This window comes from Allobosea spartocytisi (assembly GCF_014764685.1).
In the GTDB taxonomy this organism is placed as follows: domain Bacteria; phylum Pseudomonadota; class Alphaproteobacteria; order Rhizobiales; family Beijerinckiaceae; genus Allobosea; species Allobosea spartocytisi.
This window is the reverse complement of record NZ_JACXWY010000001.1, coordinates 295,265-312,037: the sequence shown is the minus strand read 5'-3', so window position 1 is coordinate 312,037 and position 16,773 is coordinate 295,265. Positions and strand designations below refer to the sequence as shown.

The 16,773-nt window shown below is 63.8% G+C and carries 15 protein-coding genes; 14 read left to right on the top strand and 1 reads right to left on the bottom strand.

Annotation, left to right across the window (positions count from 1 at the left end; all coding sequences use genetic code 11):
- Positions 1-95 precede the first annotated feature (95 nt).
- From IED13_RS01610 to IED13_RS01555, 12 genes are all read left to right on the top strand, one after another.
- Entirely contained in the window at positions 96-857 is a 762-nt protein-coding gene (locus IED13_RS01610) for an SDR family NAD(P)-dependent oxidoreductase (RefSeq protein WP_191123156.1), read from the top strand.
- Between the two features lie 9 nt (positions 858-866).
- A complete protein-coding gene (locus IED13_RS01605; RefSeq protein WP_191123155.1) occupies positions 867-1,811 on the top strand; it encodes a polysaccharide deacetylase family protein in 945 nt (314 codons plus the stop codon).
- A 3-nt stretch (positions 1,812-1,814) separates the two neighbouring features.
- Positions 1,815-3,860 (top strand): hydantoinase/oxoprolinase family protein, encoded by a 2,046-nt coding sequence (locus IED13_RS01600; RefSeq protein ID WP_191123154.1) that lies wholly within the window; start codon positions 1,815-1,817, stop codon positions 3,858-3,860.
- Entirely contained in the window at positions 3,860-5,845 is a 1,986-nt protein-coding gene (locus IED13_RS01595) for a hydantoinase B/oxoprolinase family protein (RefSeq protein ID WP_191123153.1), read from the top strand. The genes IED13_RS01600 and IED13_RS01595 overlap by 1 nt, the downstream gene beginning before the upstream one ends.
- Entirely contained in the window at positions 5,842-6,585 is a 744-nt protein-coding gene (locus IED13_RS01590) for an SDR family NAD(P)-dependent oxidoreductase (protein WP_112763510.1), read from the top strand. Before IED13_RS01595 ends, IED13_RS01590 begins: the two co-directional genes overlap by 4 nt.
- Before the next feature lie 25 nt (positions 6,586-6,610).
- A complete protein-coding gene (locus IED13_RS01585; protein ID WP_191123152.1) occupies positions 6,611-8,179 on the top strand; it encodes an ABC transporter substrate-binding protein in 1,569 nt (522 codons plus the stop codon).
- A 34-nt stretch (positions 8,180-8,213) separates the two neighbouring features.
- Complete coding sequence (locus IED13_RS01580; RefSeq protein WP_191123151.1) at positions 8,214-9,218, top strand: ABC transporter permease; 1,005 nt, start codon at positions 8,214-8,216, stop codon at positions 9,216-9,218.
- The gene (locus IED13_RS01575) at positions 9,218-10,057 is read left to right on the top strand and encodes an ABC transporter permease (RefSeq protein ID WP_113252216.1); all 840 of its coding nucleotides are present in this window, start codon (positions 9,218-9,220) and stop codon (positions 10,055-10,057) included. The genes IED13_RS01580 and IED13_RS01575 overlap by 1 nt, the downstream gene beginning before the upstream one ends.
- Before the next feature lie 2 nt (positions 10,058-10,059).
- Positions 10,060-11,064, top strand: coding sequence for an ABC transporter ATP-binding protein (locus IED13_RS01570; protein WP_210323453.1), 1,005 nt, complete (start codon positions 10,060-10,062; stop codon positions 11,062-11,064).
- The gene (locus tag IED13_RS01565) at positions 11,057-12,043 is read left to right on the top strand and encodes an ABC transporter ATP-binding protein (RefSeq protein WP_191123150.1); all 987 of its coding nucleotides are present in this window, start codon (positions 11,057-11,059) and stop codon (positions 12,041-12,043) included. Before IED13_RS01570 ends, IED13_RS01565 begins: the two co-directional genes overlap by 8 nt.
- 56 nt (positions 12,044-12,099) lie before the next feature.
- Positions 12,100-13,284: an MFS transporter gene (locus tag IED13_RS01560; protein WP_318652211.1), complete on the top strand. Its 1,185-nt coding sequence runs from the start codon at positions 12,100-12,102 to the stop codon at positions 13,282-13,284.
- 64 nt (positions 13,285-13,348) lie between these two features.
- Positions 13,349-13,918: an autotransporter outer membrane beta-barrel domain-containing protein gene (locus IED13_RS01555; protein WP_191123148.1), complete on the top strand. Its 570-nt coding sequence runs from the start codon at positions 13,349-13,351 to the stop codon at positions 13,916-13,918.
- 192 nt (positions 13,919-14,110) lie between these two features.
- On the opposite strand, the gene IED13_RS01550 is transcribed toward IED13_RS01555, so the two are convergent.
- A complete protein-coding gene (locus IED13_RS01550) occupies positions 14,111-15,019 on the bottom strand; it encodes a LysR family transcriptional regulator (protein ID WP_248312404.1) in 909 nt (302 codons plus the stop codon).
- Positions 15,020-15,156: 137 nt separating this feature from the next.
- Here IED13_RS01550 and IED13_RS01545 point away from each other — a divergent pair, with 137 nt between their 5' ends.
- Together IED13_RS01545 and IED13_RS01540 are read left to right on the top strand one after the other, a co-directional pair.
- Positions 15,157-15,987 (top strand): transporter substrate-binding domain-containing protein, encoded by an 831-nt coding sequence (locus IED13_RS01545; RefSeq protein ID WP_191123147.1) that lies wholly within the window; start codon positions 15,157-15,159, stop codon positions 15,985-15,987.
- Positions 15,988-16,025: 38 nt separating this feature from the next.
- Positions 16,026-16,769: an amino acid ABC transporter ATP-binding protein gene (locus IED13_RS01540; protein WP_191123146.1), complete on the top strand. Its 744-nt coding sequence runs from the start codon at positions 16,026-16,028 to the stop codon at positions 16,767-16,769.
- Positions 16,770-16,773: the final 4 nt, after the last annotated feature.

The following is a 16,773-nucleotide window of genomic DNA, read 5'->3' as shown; positions in this document are numbered from 1 at the left end:
GGACGTGAACCGAATCTCTCTTGGCGAACCAATTTGCCGGCGATAGGCTCTCCCTTAATCAAGAGGAAATCAACACTCTTGAAAGAGGGTGAGCCATGAATTCGAGCAACGCCGCGCTCGTGGCGATTGTCACGGGCGGCGCGCGAGGTATCGGGCGCGCTTGCGCGCTGTCTCTCGCGCGGTCTGGACTGGATGTTGTGCTTGTTGATCTGTTGTCGGACGAGCTAAAGCGCACCGCTGACGAGATAAGATCCCTCGGTCGTCGTGCGTTGGCTTTTCAGTCGGACGTCATTTTCAAGGAAGAGGCGAGCCGTATAGTTTCGGAGGTCGTCGCGCAGTGGGGCCGCGTGGACGTCCTCGTGAACAATGCCGGCAAGGGGATGCCGAAGGGCATCTTCGAGATCACTGAAGCCGAGTTCGACCACACGATCGCTCTCAATCTGAAGAGCTGCTTCAACTATATCCAGGCTGTCGCGCCGATCATGCAGCGTCAGGGGGCTGGGCGCATCGTCTCGATGTCGTCGCTGAATGCGCATTCTGGTGGTGTGACGGCCGCCGTCAGCCGGTTTGCTTATGCTGCTGCCAAGGCCGGGATCATCGGGATGACCCGCGCTCTCGCCAAAGAGCTCGGCCCGGAGATCCTTATCAATGCCGTCTGCCCCGGCATCATCGAGACCGAAGTCGGCAACACACTGACCCGAGCCCGCGGCCCCGCGATTGCCGATGCCGGTATCGCGCTGAAGCGAATGGGCAAGCCCGATGACGTGGCAGAGCTCGTCACCTTCCTGGCAACCTCGAACCCCTGCTTCATCACGGGCCAAGACATCGTGGTGGATGGGTTCCAGTTCAATCGCTGAGTGCACCCGATGAACGTCACGCTGCCTCCCGACACCAAGCCCTGGACATGGAGTGAGGAGACCTGGCGGCAGGTGGTGAACCATGTCCGGGCAGGGCGGTCGCTCAAGCCTGGCGTTTGGAAGAATGGCGCCAAGTTCGCCGTCGCCCTGTCCTTCGATTCCGATCACGAGACGAACGAGCTCCGGGAGGGCGGGCGCTCTTACTCGAAGCTGAGTCAGGGGCAATACGGCAATCGCTCCGGCATTCCGCGTATCCTTGCTACTCTTGCCCGTCACGCGGTCCCGGCCAGCTTCTTCATGCCGGCCGTCGCTGCGCTTTTGCATGACCCGGAAGCCCGTTCAGTGGCGGATGCCGGACATGAGGTGGCGATCCATAGCTGGATCCACGAGCTCAACTCGGTGCTCGACTACGATACGGAGCGCGATCTGGCGCTGCGCGCCCGCGACACCTTGACCAAGCTCACTGGCCGGGAGCCGAAGGGCATGCGGACCGCGTCATGGGATTTCAGCCCGTGGACGCTGAAGATCGTGCGCGAAATGGGGTTGCTCTACGATTCCTCATTGATGGCGGATGACGAGCCCTACGAGCTTCTCGACGAGGGGCAGCCGTCCGGGATCGTGGAGTTGCCGGTGGAGTGGATCCGGGACGACGCCGTCTATTTCGGCATGGATCGCTTCAAGGGGCTGCGCCCTCACAGCGGGCCGCCCATGGTACTTGACCTCTTCCTGCGGGAGCTCGACGTCGCTGCGGAAGAAGGCGGGCTGTTCCAGCTGACGATGCACCCGCACATCATCGGGCACCGCTCGCGGATTTTCATTCTCGACGAAGTGATCAGGGCGGCGAAAGCAAAGGGCTCCGTCTGGTTCGCGACGCACGAGGAGATTTGCCGCTATTGCGCTGATGAAGCCGGTCTTGGCGCTCCGATCCCGTCAGCCACCAACAGCCGGAGCTGACGGATGGGCTATCGCATTGGCGTCGACATCGGCGGCACCTTCACCGATTTCAGCGTGCTCGACGAGGAGACCCTGAATCTGCGGACGCTCAAGGTTCTGTCGCGCCCGGACGCTCCAGGGGCTGAGGTCCTTCAGGGGCTGGATGAGATCGAGAAACGCTTCGGCATCGCGCCTTCGCAGGTCAGCTACTTCACCCATGGCTCCACAGTGGGCGTGAACAGCATCATTCAAGGCAAGGGCGCGAAGCTTGGACTCGTCGTTACTGAAGGCTTCCGCGACGTCCTGGAACTCGCACGCCTGAAGATCCCGGATCCTTATGACCTGTTCTCGCGCCGACCGGCTCCCTTGGTGCCGAGAGATCGCGTGGTTCCACTGCCGGAGCGCATCAATGCGGATGGCGTTGCAGAGGTCGTTCCGGATCCGGCTGCGATCGCCACCGTGTTGGGTCGACTGGAAGCAAGCGGGGCCGAGGCGATCGTGATCGCCTTGCTGCACAGCTACAAGAACCCGGCGCATGAACGGCTGGTCAAAGCCGAGATCGAACGCCTGCGACCTGACTTGCCGGTTTTCTGCTCCGCCGACATCTGGCCAATTGTCCGGGAATACGAGCGCACCATCACGGCCTGCATCCATGGTTCGGTGCAGCCTCGGGTGTCCCATTACATCGGCCGCCTCGAGGATGCTCTGATCGAGCGGGGGGTCGTGCCCGCTCCGATGATCACCAAGTCGAACGGTGGCGTCATGACCGCCGCGGCCGGCAAGGTGCGCAGCATCGAGATGCTGCTGTCCGGCACGGCTGCCGGTGTGATCGGTGCAGGCTTCACAGCCAAGCTGGCCGGCTTCTCCAGAGTCATGAGCCTCGACATCGGTGGCACAAGCGCCGACGTCGCGCTCCTCAAGGACGGGATGCCCGACTTCCGCTCAGGCGAACTCGTCGGGGAGTATCCGATCTATCTTCCGACGGTATCGGTGTCCTCGATCGGAGCCGGCGGAGGCTCGATTGCCTCCGTCGATGCTTTGGGCGTTTTACGCGTCGGGCCCGAAAGCGCGGGATCCACTCCTGGGCCGGCCTGCTATGGGCGCGGTGGCGAGCGCGCGACGATCACCGATGCCTTCGCGACCATCGGCGTCCTCGGCGCCGGCGAGCTCGGATATGGCGCCGTCAACGTCGACCGATCCCGAGCGCTTGCGGCGCTCGAGCCAATCGCCAGAGGCCTCGACCGCTCTTCGGAACGCGCGGCTGAAGCAATCATCCAGCTCGCGGTCGCCAACATGTACCGCGAAACCAGCCGGCTGTTCTCGCAGGTCGGCGAGGAGCCGAGCGGCTATGCGCTTCTGGCGTTCGGTGGCGCTGGTCCCATGCTCGGCTGCCTCCTGGCCGATGCCATGGGTATGCAGTCAGTCATCATCCCTCAAACTCCAGGTGTGCTGGCCGCCCTTGGAGGCCTCCTTGCCGATCTGCGCTCGGATTTCGTGCGCGTGGTCTTTCTCGATGTTGGACCACGATCGTTCGACGGCTTGCGCCAGGCGATGAACGAGCTCGCAAAAGAAGCTCGCGCCTGGCTCTTCGAAGGGCAGGGCTATGCCGGCGAGGCCACGCTCTCGATCACGGCCGACATGCGGTACCGTGGCCAATCCTACGAGATCGAGACGCCCCTGCAGGAGGCGTGGATCGTCGACGGCGACCATGCCGCCATTGCCGCGGCCTTTCATAAGCGTCACGCCGAAATCTACGATCACTCCGACGATGCGGCAGACGTGCAAATCGTCGCGCTCCGCGTGGTCATCGCAGGGATCACACCCAAGCCCAAGTTCGCAGAACAGGGGCTGAAGCTGCAGCAGGTGCAGCCCAGGAAGCGGGTTCCGGTCATTCATCAAGGATCGACGATCGAGGCCGGTGTCTTCGAGCGAAACGACATGTCGCCGGGCTCGTCCTTCGCCGGGCCGGCCGTGATTTTGCAAGACGACACAACGACCTGGGCCCCGCCCGGTTTCGAGGGCCATGTCGATGGCTTCGGCAATCTGATCCTGAAGCGGAGTGCGATCTGATGGCGCTCGATCCTGTCACGCTGCAGATCCTGAAGAGCCATTTCGAGGCTGCGGCCGAGAGCATGGCATTCACGCTTCTGCGGACGGCGCATTCCGCCTTCGTCAAGGAGACGGAAGATTTTACCAGCGGACTGACGACGCCTTGTGGGCAAACCTTCGCCAGCCCGAAAGACCTGGGCGCGACCTGGTTCATCGGCCTGGACTATAAGGGCGCAATCGACGCCATCGCGGACTACAAGCCTGGCGACATCTGCATCACCAACGACCCGTATTCCGGCTACGTCTGCACCCATGCTCCCGACGTCCATCTGTGGATGCCGGTGTTCCATGAGGATCGGCTCGTCTGCTTCGCTGTGGGCCATATCCACAACACCGACATGGGCGGTGCGGTGCCGGCTTCGCTGTCCCGTGCGCTCACCGAGGTGCAGCAAGAGGGGATTCGAATTCCGCCCATGAAGCTCGTCGAAGCTGGGGTGATGAATGAGAGCGTGCTGCGCATCATGTTGCGCAACGTGCGAATGCCCGATCAGAACTGGGGCGACCTGAAGGCCCAGATCGCCTCGCTGAAGACCGGTGAGCGCAAGATCCGCGATGCGATCGCCCGCTTCGGCGTCGAGACTGTCTGTGCCGCGACCTATGGCGTGCTCGATCTGGCCGAGAGGCAGGCCCGCCAGCTATTCGCCTCGATGCAGGACGGCGATTACGAGTTCAGCGATTACATCGACGAGGATAGCCCCGGCGGCGTTCCATGCCGGTTGAAGCTGTCGGTCAAGGTTCGGGGTGACGAAGCGATCTTCGACTTCATGGGCAGCGACCCGCAGCTCCAATCGGCGCTGAACATGCCGACGGGCGGTCTGCCGCGCCATATCCTGCCGCTCGTGGGCTACAACTACGTCGTCTATTCGCTCGATCGAACGGTCGCGCTCAACATGGGGCTTCTGCGCCCGGTTCAGTGCATCCTGCCGGTGGGCTCGGTCGTCAATCCGGTCTACCCGGCGGCCACAGGCATGCGCAGCCTGACCTGCGCACGCATTCAAGGCATGGTCATCGGAGCTTTCTCGCGCGCGATGCCTGATCGCCTGCCCGCCGGCCCGGCGGGCGGCGGCGGTATTCTGAACGTGCGCACCACTGACAGTCGTACGGGCCGGCTGGCCATGGCCTCGATCAACCCGATCACAGGTGGGGGAGGCGGAAGTTCGTTCGAGGATGGGCAGGATGGTTCGAATTCCTTCCTGAAGAACACGCCCGTCGAGATCACCGAGGCGGAGGTGCCTATCCGCGTCAGGAGCTATGAGCTCGTGCCGGATTCCGGCGGTCCGGGTCGCTACCGTGGCGGCCTTGCGGCTCAGATGACATTCCAGATGTTCACGCCGAACTCGGTCGTGACCGCCCGTAACCGGGACCGCGTTCGCTTCTCCTGCTGGGGACTTGAGGGCGGACTGCCGGGCTCGACCTGCGGCTTCCTTCGCGTCAATGGCAAGACGGACCCGGAAGACCTGGGGAACACCGACGTGGTTCGCTGCGGCCCCGGAGACGTTCTGACGATTTCGGCGGCAGGCGCAGGTGGCTGGGGTGATCCTTTCGAACGTCCCGAGCATGAGGTTTTGAAGGACTTTCTCGGGGGCAAGGTCACCGAGAGCGGCGCCAGAGCCTATGGCGTCGTGGTCAAGGATGGTGTCATCGATGAGGCCGCCACCAAGGCTCTGCGATCGGCGCCGCGGGAAAGCATAGAAGGCATGACCTTCGATCCCGAGAGGCTGAGTTTCGAGCGCGTTTGGTCGGACGCCGTTTGGGACCGCCTTTCGCAGCACTTGTTTGCCCTTCCTGTGGAGTGGCGCTTCTTCGTCAAGCATGAGCTCTTCGCGGCGGTGAATGCCGATGCCGCCGCCAAGGAGGATCCGGTTGCGGCGTTGGAGCGGGCCTATGCCCGTGTTCTGGAACAGTATCCGCAGATCGTGCCTCGTCAGCTGGAGGACGCGGCATGAATATCGAGTTCATCGACCAGACCGTGCTGGTGGCCGGAGCGGCCCGCGGCATCGGCCGTGGCATCGTCGAGGAATTTGCGGCGAGGGGGGCGAATGTTTTCGCGGCAGATCGGCTCAAGGAGGAGATGGCCGGCCTGCCGGCGCATGCGACGCAGCTCGATCTGCTCGACAAGGCGGCGGTCAACCGATGGGTCGCTGAGGCCGAAGGGATCAGCGGGCGCGCACCCGACGTCCTTGTCTACGTGGCCGGCGGAGTTCTCGGGCAGAGCGCGAAGGCACTTGAGGATGTCGAGGAGGCCGATTGGCGCGCTGTGCTCGACGTCAATTTGACGGGCGCCTTCCTGTCCTCCCAGGCGGTTTGCACCGGCATGAAGGCGCGCGGCAAGGGGCGGATCGTTCTGATCGCCAGCGGTGCCGGGCTGCGCACCTCGCTGACAGGGATTCAGGCTTATGCCTCCGCCAAGGCCGGCGAGATCGGGCTGGCGCGCCAGCTCGGGCAGGAGCTCGGGCCGTTCGGGGTCACGGTCAACGCGGTTGCCCCAGGGTTCCAGCGCACGAGCCCGGACTATGAGCGGCAGTGGCAGTCGTATTCGGCCGAGCGGCAGGAGAACATGATTGCCAACACGGCGCGGCGTCGGCCGGGGACGCCGCAGGACATCGCCTACACGGTCATGTTCCTCGCCTCCGACTATGCGGATTTCATCACAGGCCAGGTCGTCTCGGTGACCGGCAGCCCTTGAAACACGACATCAATGGAGGGACGGCATGACGACGACACGGAGAGACGCGCTTAAAGCGGTTGCAGGATCGGTCGCCCTCGCATCGCTCTCGATCGAGGGAGCTCTGGCACAGGCCGGGGGCAAGTTCGTCTACGCGAACAACAGCCCGTACGATAACCTCGATCCGCATACCATTTTCGATACCGCCCGGGCCGCTTCGCGCTTCAATCTCTACGACGGGCTCTACCGCTGGGTCGACAATCCTCCCAAGATGATCCCATGGCTGGCGGAGAGCCATACCGTCTCGGATGACGGCAAGGTCTACACGTTCAAGCTGCGGCAGAACGCTAAGTTTCACGATGGCAAACCGCTGACGTCTGCCGACGTCGTCTATTCGATCGAGCGCATCCTCGCCCTCAAGAAGGGCCCCGCCAGCCTGTACCTCGACAGCGTCAAGCCGGGATCGACACAGGCGCCCGATCCTCACACGGTCGTCTTCAACCTGAATGGCCCATCCGCGATTTTCCTGACCACCGTGCCCGACATCCTCGTGGTCAACAGCGCGCTGGTGAAGGCCAATGAGAAGGACGGGGACTGGGGCGAGGCCTGGCTCACGCGCAACGAGGCGGGCTCCGGATCCTATGCTCTTCGTCGGCATGACCCGGCCGTGGGCTTCACCGCACGCCGCTTCGCCGAACATTTTGCGGGGTGGACCGGCCAGCCCTTCGACGACCTTGAATTCCGCACCGTCCTTGAGACGAACACCCGCGTGCTCGGCTTGATCCGCGGCGATTTCCAGGGCGCCGATGGCTACCTTCCCTACGATCAGATCCAGCGACTCCGGCAGTCGAGCAACGTTCAGATCATCGAGCAGGAATCGATGCGGGTGTTCATCCTGGCGTTGAACTGCACCAAGCCGCCGATGAACAATCCGAACTTCCGCCGCGCGCTGGCCTACGCATTCGACTACGATGGCTTCATCAAGAGCATCATGAAGGATTCGGTCTCGCGTAATCCGGGGCCCAATCCCAACAACATCTGGGGCACGCCGGCCGGCCTCAAGGGTTACAGCTACAATCTCGAAAAGGCCCGCGAGGAGCTGAAGAAGGTGACGGAGCCGCTGCGCCCGATCACCATCAACGCCCTTGCCGGCTTCAGCGAATCCGAGCAGGCGGCGACGCTGTTCCAGAGCACCCTGCGCCAGATTGGCATCGAGGTCGTGGTCGAGGTTTCGCCCTGGTCCGTCGTGTCCAGCCGGATGCGCAAGGCCGACACCCAGGCCGATATCGTGCCGCTATGGAAGAGCACTTACTATGTCGACCCCAATAACTGGGTCGGGGAGCTGTATGGCACGCGCTATCACGGCACGCGCACCTTCTCGTACTACAGCAATCCCGAATTCGATAAGCGGCTCGACCGTGCCCTTGTCTCCAGTGACCAGGACGAACGGCGCAAGCTCTACGAAGAAATGACCCAGATGGTGAACGACGATGCCGCCGGCATCTTCGTTTATAACACGCGTTGGTACGGACCCTATTCGAGCAAGGTCGAGGGCATCCGCTTCTCCCCGGTCAGCAACGGCCAGGACATTCGCTGGGCATCTCTCAAGCGCTGAGCGGTCCTGACTTCTTCCAACCGGAGGCGTTGCCATGAACTGGCTGTCAATGGTGGCGAACCGATTGCTCTGGTTCGTGCCAACCCTCGTGGGGCTGCTCGCGATCGTATTCGTGCTGTCGCGGGTGATCCCTGTCGACCCAGCGGTCTTGGCCGCGGGGGAGAACGCTTCCGCTGCGCAGGTCCAGCAGGTGCGGGAGCGCTTCGGGTTCGACAAGCCATTGCCGGTTCAGTTCGCGAACTACCTGCGCGACATCGCGCAGGGCAATCTCGGCACCAGTCTCTTTACCCAGCAGCCCATCGTCGACGATCTGGCATCGCGTCTTCCCGCGACGCTGGAACTGACGATCTTTGCCGTTCTGATCGCAGGCCTTATCGGCATCCCCTTGGGCGTGCTTTGCGGCCTGCACCGGAATTCATGGATCGACCACCTGCTTCGGGTCGTGACGGTTTCCGGCCTGGCGGTGGCATCCTTCTGGTTGGCGATGCAGTTCCAGTTCCTCTTCTCGATGAAACTCGGATGGCTGCCGCTTTCGGGACGCATCGAGGGATTTCCGCCTGAGCCGGTGACGGGGCTCATGCTGGTGGACGCAATGATCGAAGGCGATCGCGAGATGATCGGCTCCGCATTCAGGCACATTGTCTTGCCGACACTGACCCTGTCTTTGCCGGCGGCGGCCACGGTCGTCCGCTTTACCCGAAACGGCGTTATCGGCGTGATCAACTCGCCGTCCGTCGCCTACCAGACGGCGATGGGACTGCCACGCCGCCTGATCGTCTGGAAATACGTGCTTCGCATGGCGTTGACGGCAACTGTCACGCAGCTCGGACTGATTTTTGGCATCCTCTTGGCCGGCGCGGTCGTCGTCGAGACGGTCTTTGATTGGCCCGGCCTGGGTGCCTACGCCGTGCGCTCGATCCTGCAGTCCGACTACAACGCTGTGATGGGCTTTACGCTCTGCACGGGCGCACTCTTCGTCCTGATCAATCTGCTGGTGGACATGCTGCAGGCTGCGATCGACCCGCGAGGTGCGGCCTGATGGATCTCCTGAAACGCTTCGCCAAAGATAAAGCGGCATTCATTGGGTTGAGCTTGCTGGGCCTGCTTGTGCTGGCTGCAATGTTTGCGCCGCTGCTGGCTCCATTTCCGAACGATGTCTTCGATTTCCATATCGCGAACCGGCTTCAACCGCCGTCGGCTACCGCGCTTTTCGGCACCGACCGGATGGGCAGCGATATCTTCAGCCGGATACTGTTCGGCGCGCGGATCACGCTGATGCTGGCGGGGATTGCCGTCGGCTCGGCGCTCGTCATCGGCGTACCGATCGGTCTTATCGCCGGCTACTACCAGAATTGGGTCAGCGACGCGCTGATGCGGATTGCCGAGATCTTCCTGGCGGTGCCTCAGATCGTTCTGGCCATCGCGATCGCGCAAACGCTCGGACCATCGATCGAGAACGTCATTCTGGCGCTTTCTTTGACCTATTGGCCCTTCTGGGCGCGGCTGGTTTATGCCGAGACGCGATCCATGCGCAACGAGGTCTTCGTGGAGTCCGCCGTCGCGCTCGGTGCATCGCCTTGGCGCGTCATCGTCTTGCACATCCTGCCGAACATCGCTTCGCCCATCATCGTTCGGACGTCGATTGGCATGGGCGCGACGATTCTGACCGCGGCAACGCTGGGCTTCCTGGGGCTTGGCGCTCCGCCTCCAACTCCTGAATGGGGGCGGATGATTGCGGAAAGCCGTGAATTCCTTCCCGAAGCGTGGTGGTACGCACTCGCTCCGGGCATCGCGATCTTCCTGACGGTGCTGGGCTTCAATCTCTTTGGCGACGGCCTGCGCGACATCCTCGATCCGCGTACGCGGCGCAGCGTCTGATCATGAGCAGTCTCCTCGATATTCAGGCCCTGTCTCTGGGCTTCCGAACGGAAAAAGGGCTCGCCAAGGTCCTCGATCGGATCGATCTCAGCGTGAAGCCTGGTGAAATCGTCGGACTGGTCGGCGAGTCCGGCTGTGGCAAGTCAACGCTGGCCCGTGCGATCCTGGGGACGCTTCCCGAAGGCCAAACAGAGATCAACAGCGGGTACATCCGGCTGGACGGTGTCGATATGCTCTCGGGCGGCAAGGCGGCCGAGCATCTACGCGGCCGGGTTGTTACCTTCGTCCCGCAAGACCCCTTTGCGAGCTTCAACCCTCTGTTTCGGATCGGCACCCAGATCCACGACCTGATGCGCTTCAAAGCTCCCAGGGACGGAAAAGGGAGTTTTGGCCGTTCGCGCAAGGCAGACGAGGCAAGCGCCATTGCCATGCTCGATGCGGTTCAGTTGCCGCAGCCGAAGGCCATTCTGGACAAGTATCCCCACCAGCTATCGGGCGGCCAGCGCCAGCGGGTGATGATCGCCATGGCGCTCCTTCCTCAACCTCGAATGATCATCGCCGACGAGCCTACGACCGCTCTGGACGTGACGGTCCAGGCGCAGATTCTGGGGGTGCTGCGGCGGCTGGCGGTCGAACGCGGGGTGTCCGTCTTGTTCACGACCCATGATCTTGGCGCGGCCTGGGAAATCTGCGACCGCGTGGTGGTCATGTATGCCGGGCAGACCGCGGAAATCGCGCCGCGCGAACAATTCTTCGGCGACCCCCGCCATCCCTATACGCGCATGCTGCTCGATAGCCTGCCCGCGCCTGGGCGCGACCCTGTCGGAATTCCCGGTGGGGTTCCCAGCCCGCTCAAGGCCCCCAACGGTTGCCGCTTCAATCCCCGCTGCCCCCGCGCGACGGACGTTTGCCACGAAACAAGGCCGGCGCTGATTGCAGAGCCCAATGGCCACGCCGTTGCGTGTCATCATCCCTGGTCGGCCGAGGCGGAGGCTGCGCATGTCTGAGACCGGTAATCCTCCCATTCTCGAAGTCGACAATCTGGCCCGGCACTTCCCGGTCCGAGGGTTCCTGAACCGGAAGGTTGGCAGCCTGCGCGCGCTGGACGATGTCTCCTTCGCGGTCGAGCCCGGCGAAATTCTGGGGATTGTCGGTGAATCCGGCTGCGGCAAGTCCACGCTTGGCAAGACGCTCATGGGCATCCACGAGCCGAGCGAGGGCGAAGTCCGGATGCTGGGCGAAAGGATTGCCTCGCCGGGCCAGAAGCGTGCTCCCAAAATCCGTGCCCGCCTTCAATATGTCTATCAGGATCCGGGCGCTTCCCTCGACCCACGCTGGACGCTGCGCCGCTCGCTCCACGAGCCACTGATCATTCACACCGACTGGTCGAGAGAAAAGCGGGAGGAGAAGGTCAGGGAGATCGTCAAGGCGGTCGGACTGCCCGTCGAGCATCTCGATCTCTATCCGCATGAAATCAGCGGCGGCCAACAGCGACGGGTCGGTCTGGCTCGAATTCTCGTTCTCGGGCCGGAACTGGTCATCTTCGACGAGCCCACCTCGGGACTGGACGTTTCAGTACAGGCGACCGTGCTGCGCCTGTTCCGAGACCTCAAATCGGAATTCGATCTGACCTATCTCTTCATCAGCCACGATCTCGCTGTTGTGCAGTCGATCTGCGACCGCGTCATCGTCATGTACCTTGGCAGGATCGTGGAGATCGGGAAGACCGCTGACGTCTTTGCCGCTCCCCGCCATCCCTATACACAAGCTCTCCTCTCGGCTGCGCCACGCATCGGCGGGCCTCGCGTGACCGAGAATTTCTCCCTGCAAGGCGAGCCACCCGATCCATCCAATGTTCCGAGCGGATGTCGGTTCAGGACGCGTTGCCAGTACGCGATCTCAGATTGTGCGGAAATCGACCCACATCTTGACGATCAGGACGGCCATGGCGTCGCTTGCTTGCGGTGGCGTGAGTTGAGCGCGTGAAACCAGGTCTCCCAAGGGCAGAAGCCGCTCCTTCATGGCAGCTTGCCCTCGCGACCATGGTCGCAGTCCAGATGGCAACGGCCTTTCTCAGTCGGATTCCTCCGACGATCGCTCCAATATTGGCCACTGAGCGAGGGTGGTCGGACTCGGTCGTGGGTTACCTCGCCAGTCTCAACACGTTCGGCTCGATCCTTTTCCTGGCGTTGGGCTCGCCTTACATGCGAGCTCTCGGTTCCGTGCGAGCCCTCCAAGCCGGGCTTCTGATCGGAATCCTGGGGCTGGCGCTTTTTCTGCCGAGCTGGACGACGACGGCCTGTGTCGCCGCGCTTCTGATCGGCGTGGGCTACGGACCATCCTCGCCCGCGGGCAATGACGTTCTGCATCGCACTGCGCCTCATGGCCGCCGCAGCCTGATCTTCTCGATCAAGCAGGCTGGGGTGCCGCTCGGAGGAGTGGTGGCAGGGCTTGCGTTGCCGCCGCTCGCCGCAGCCTACGGCTGGCGCATCGCGCTCCTGGCTTCGGCAGTGTTCGTGCTCGCCATCATCGCAAGCGTCCAGCCGATGCGGGACGGGCTTGATCGCGATCGAGAGCATGGCCTGAAGTTCGGACTCGGCGTTATTCTCTCGATCGCCAACCTGGTCACGCCGATCAGGACCCTGACGACGTCTTCGAGTTTGTTCCGATTGGCTGCAGCCGGTGCCTGCCTGGCGATAGGGCAGGGGATCTGGTTCGCCTATCTGATGACGTATGCGGTCTCGCAACTTGGCTACAGCCTCGAGACAGCCGGAGCGCTCTACGCCTTGATGCAGGCGACCAGTGTTGCTGGACGCGTTCTGCTTGGGTGGCTCGCGGACAGGCTTGGAACCCCGCGGCTGCTGTTGCGCGTGATCGGGTTGGCGTCAGGCGCAACCTCGCTGACATTGGCGCTTGCGACGCCACAGTGGTCTTTCCAGACCTACTGCGTCCTCGCGGCAATCGCCGGCGTGACGGTGTCGAGCTGGAATGGCGTTCAGCTATCTGAAATTGCGCGGGCTTGCCCGCCAAGCCTCGTTCGGGAAGCGTCAGCCGCCGCTACTCTGGTCATCTTCCTCGGCTATGTGGTCGCGCCATCCGCGTTCGCGATGGCCTTGTCGCTGACCGGCCGATTCGATCTCGGCTTCCTTGCCTGCGCGCTTTCAGGCGTCGGGTGCGCGCTCATCGTCCCCGCGGCCATGACGGAAGATAGGTCTCAGCGAAGCTGAATGGCTTGAAGAGCCGATTTTCGACATAACCGATGTGGCGAGGAGTCGTCGCCTGGGTTTCCGCTTGAGTGGCGGGGTCACCTATGCCTGGCATGAGCTGGACATCCGGCGCAGCGCCGTATTCTCCGGCTTCGGCGAGGAGCTGCGCTCCGACTACGACGCCCGCAGCCTCCAGGCTTTCGGCGAGCTCGCCTATCGTTTCGACCTCGGGCGGGCCACCATCGAGCCTTTCGTCAATCTCGCCTATGTCAATCTCCGTAGTGCTGGCTTCACCGAGACAGGCGGCGTCGCAGCGCTTACCGCCAGGGCGCAGACCACGGCCGTCGCCTTCGCCACGCTCGGCCTGCGCGCTCAGATGAGCTTCGATCTCGGCAGCAGCGTCGCGCGGATAAACGGCACGCTCGGCTGGCGGCACGCGGCGGGCGACGCCACCCCGGTGTCGCTCCAGGCCTTCTCCGGCGGCGCGCCGTTCTCGATCGCAGGCGCTCCGATCGCCCGCGACGCGCTGGTCGTCAGCACCGGCCTCGCGCTGAAGCTCTCGCCAGAAGCCGAAATCGGGCTGTCCTATGACGGGCAACTCGCGTCGCGCGCGACCGATCATGCCTTTAATGCCCGGCTCGCAGTCAAGTTCTGATGCCACCAGCATGTGCTGCCATCCGCCGCAATGTCTGGTTCGCGGCATCAGATGAGCTCCCGCTCCTGGCGCATTCGCGCTCTGTCGGTGCTGCGTCAGAAGCGGATCGCCTCTGGCTGGCGGCCGTGACCGTGGGCCGTCCGGAGCCGACGCTTCTCACGGGCCAGCCGAGCAACGCGCGCTTCTGCGACTTCAGCGATCTTCGCTGGTCTCCAAAAAGGCGGGGCGAACCGCCTTCTTCAGCTCGTCGATGAAGGCTCGGACGAGCCGTTTGGGCGCGCGGGCCTTCTGATAGAGCGCATAGGCCTCGACCGAGACACGCGGTCTGAGGGGCCGCACTTCCAGCCGGTAGCGGCTGCCGCTGATCGCGGTGAAGGAATCGACCAGCGCCACGCCGAGCCCGGCCTCGGCCAGCAAGCAGGCCGTGTTGCTGTAGCGCACCTCGATCGGGCAGGGCGGGCGCGCACCGGCGAAGAAATCCCGCTGCAGCAGCAGCCCGAGCCGCGCGCCCGGCTCGAAGCCGATCATCCGGTGGCCGGAGAGCATGGCAGGAGAAATCTCGCTCTTGGCGGTTAGCGGATGGTCGGGCGTCATGGCGCAGACCATCTGGCCGGCACCGATCAGCTCCGCCTCCAGGCCCGGCCTCGCATAGGGCTCCAGCGAGACCCCGAGATCGGCTGCGCCGCTCTCCAGCCCTTCGATGACGCCATCGGTACGGCGCACGTCGAAATCGACATGCAGCTCCGGCCGGCGGCTGGCGAAGCGCGCCAAAGCGCGTGGCACCAGCGCATTGGCGATCGGGGGCGTCGCGAGAAGCCGCAGCGAGCCGCTGCGCGTGTCGCGCAGCGCGGCGACCTTGCGCGAGAAGGACTGGACCATCGAGAAGATGGGATCGCTGTCGCGATACATCTCGAGAGCTTCCGGCGTCGGGATCAGCCGGTTGCCCTGCCGCTGGAACAGCTGGAAGCCGAGCTGCCGTTCCATCTGCTTGACCGCGGTGCTCACCGCCGGCTGCGACAAGGCCAGCCCCTGCGCCGCCGCCACTGTCGTTTGGCAGCGAATGACTTCCCGAAAGATCTCGAGTTGCCGCAAATTCAGCATGTCGGCCGGCTCCGCTGGGCAGATCGCAGGCAGTATAAATTGGATTGATAGAGGGCCTAGTGATTTTTCTAGATCTGATATTGTGGCGGCTTTCCGGCGCTGACTATCCTGCGGTTTCCCGTTCCCAGGAGCGCGCCATGCTCGCCAGAATCGCCACCATCGGCCTGACCTTGCTGCTCGCCCCCGCCGCGATGGCGCAGACGACATTGAAGACCGCCGTCGATGGCACGTTCGCGCCCCACGCCATGCCCAAGCTCTCCGGCGGCATCGAGGGCTTCAACGTCGATCTGGCCGAGGCTATCGGCAAGCAGCTCGGCAAGACGGTGACGGTCGATGCCGCCCAGTTTTCCGGGCTGATCCCGGCCCTGCAGGCCGGCACCTACGACTTCATCGTCGCGCCGGTGACGGTCAGCAAGGAGCGCGCCGAAAGCCTGCTCTTCACCGAAGGTTATCTCAATACCGACTTCCAGTTCATCACGAAGAAGGGCGCGCCGCCGATCACCGCGCTCGAAGAGCTGAGGGGCAAGGTGATCTCGGTCAACAAGGGTTCGGCCTACGACAGCTGGGCGCGCGGCCTGGAGGAGAAGATCGGCTGGAAGGTCGAGTCGTTCGGCACGCAGACCGATGCCGTCCAGGCGGTGATTTCGGGCCGTGCCTACGCCAATGTGGCCGGCAACACCGTCATCCAATGGGCCGCCAAGAGCAATCCGCAGATCCAGCTCTCCTATACCTATTCGACCGGGCTGGTCTGGGCCGTCGCGCTGCGCAAGGATTCCGCATCGCTGCGCAACGAGCTCGATCAGGCGATCGAGTGCCTGAAGACGAACGGCACCATGGCCGCGCTGCACGAGAAGTGGTTCGGCACCAAGCCGGCCGCGGGCTCGGCCGCCGTCACCCCCTTCCCGGGATATGGCGTGCCCGACATGCCGGGCTACGACGCGACGGCCCATACCCCCGCCTGCAAGTGAGCGAGGCGAGCGAACTGTTGGCCGGCGGAACCGGCGCCATGCGCCCGCCGCATCCGCTGCTCGACATCCGCGGCCTGCACAAGAGCTTCGGCACGATCGAGGTGCTGAAGGGCATCGACCTTGCCGTCTCGCCCGGCGAACTCGTCTTCCTCATCGGCCCCTCCGGCTCGGGCAAGAGCACGCTGCTGCGCTGCTGCAACCGCCTGGAGGAGCCCAGCGGCGGCTCGATCTGGTTCGACGGGCAGGAGGTGCTGGCAGACAGGATCGACATCAACGCGCTGCGCCGGCGCATGGGCATGGTCTTCCAGTCCTTCAACCTCTACCCGCACATGACCGCGCTGGGGAACGTCACGCTGGCGCTGCGCAAGGTTCTGAAGAAGCCCCGCGCCGAGGCGGAGCGCATCGGCATGGCCGCGCTGGAGGGCGTCGGCCTCGCGCATAAGGCCGCTTCCTACCCGGGCGAACTCTCCGGCGGCCAGCAGCAGCGTGTCGCCATTGCCCGCGCCTCGGCGCTCGAGCCCGGGCTGATGCTGTTCGACGAGCCGACCTCGGCGCTCGACCCCGAACTCGTCGGCTCGGTGCTGCAGGCGATGCGCGACATGCGCGCCGCCGGCATGACCATGCTCGTCGTCAGCCACGAGATGCGTTTCGCCCGCGAGGCGGCCGACCGCGTCGTCTTCATGGATGGCGGCGTCATCGTCGAGCAGGGCCCGCCCGAGCAGATCTTCGGCGCGCCCCGGCACGAGCGCACCCGCGCCTTCGTCTCCGAGGTGGCCCGATAGCGCC

Excerpts from the sequence above, each read along its gene's own strand:
- IED13_RS01610 (WP_191123156.1), top strand. The coding sequence starts at position 96 with ATGAATTCGAGCAACGCCGCGCTCGTGGCGATTGTCACGGGCGGCGCG.
- IED13_RS01605 (WP_191123155.1), top strand. The coding sequence starts at position 867 with ATGAACGTCACGCTGCCTCCCGACACCAAGCCCTGGACATGGAGTGAG.
- IED13_RS01600 (WP_191123154.1), top strand. The coding sequence starts at position 1,815 with ATGGGCTATCGCATTGGCGTCGACATCGGCGGCACCTTCACCGATTTC.
- IED13_RS01595 (WP_191123153.1), top strand. The coding sequence starts at position 3,860 with ATGGCGCTCGATCCTGTCACGCTGCAGATCCTGAAGAGCCATTTCGAG.
- IED13_RS01590 (WP_112763510.1), top strand. The coding sequence starts at position 5,842 with ATGAATATCGAGTTCATCGACCAGACCGTGCTGGTGGCCGGAGCGGCC.
- IED13_RS01585 (WP_191123152.1), top strand. The coding sequence starts at position 6,611 with ATGACGACGACACGGAGAGACGCGCTTAAAGCGGTTGCAGGATCGGTC.
- IED13_RS01580 (WP_191123151.1), top strand. The coding sequence starts at position 8,214 with ATGAACTGGCTGTCAATGGTGGCGAACCGATTGCTCTGGTTCGTGCCA.
- IED13_RS01575 (WP_113252216.1), top strand. The coding sequence starts at position 9,218 with ATGGATCTCCTGAAACGCTTCGCCAAAGATAAAGCGGCATTCATTGGG.
- IED13_RS01570 (WP_210323453.1), top strand. The coding sequence starts at position 10,060 with ATGAGCAGTCTCCTCGATATTCAGGCCCTGTCTCTGGGCTTCCGAACG.
- IED13_RS01565 (WP_191123150.1), top strand. The coding sequence starts at position 11,057 with ATGTCTGAGACCGGTAATCCTCCCATTCTCGAAGTCGACAATCTGGCC.
- IED13_RS01560 (WP_318652211.1), top strand. The coding sequence starts at position 12,100 with ATGGTCGCAGTCCAGATGGCAACGGCCTTTCTCAGTCGGATTCCTCCG.
- IED13_RS01550 (WP_248312404.1), bottom strand. The coding sequence starts at position 15,019 with ATGCTGAATTTGCGGCAACTCGAGATCTTTCGGGAAGTCATTCGCTGC.
- IED13_RS01545 (WP_191123147.1), top strand. The coding sequence starts at position 15,157 with ATGCTCGCCAGAATCGCCACCATCGGCCTGACCTTGCTGCTCGCCCCC.
- IED13_RS01540 (WP_191123146.1), top strand. The coding sequence starts at position 16,026 with ATGCGCCCGCCGCATCCGCTGCTCGACATCCGCGGCCTGCACAAGAGC.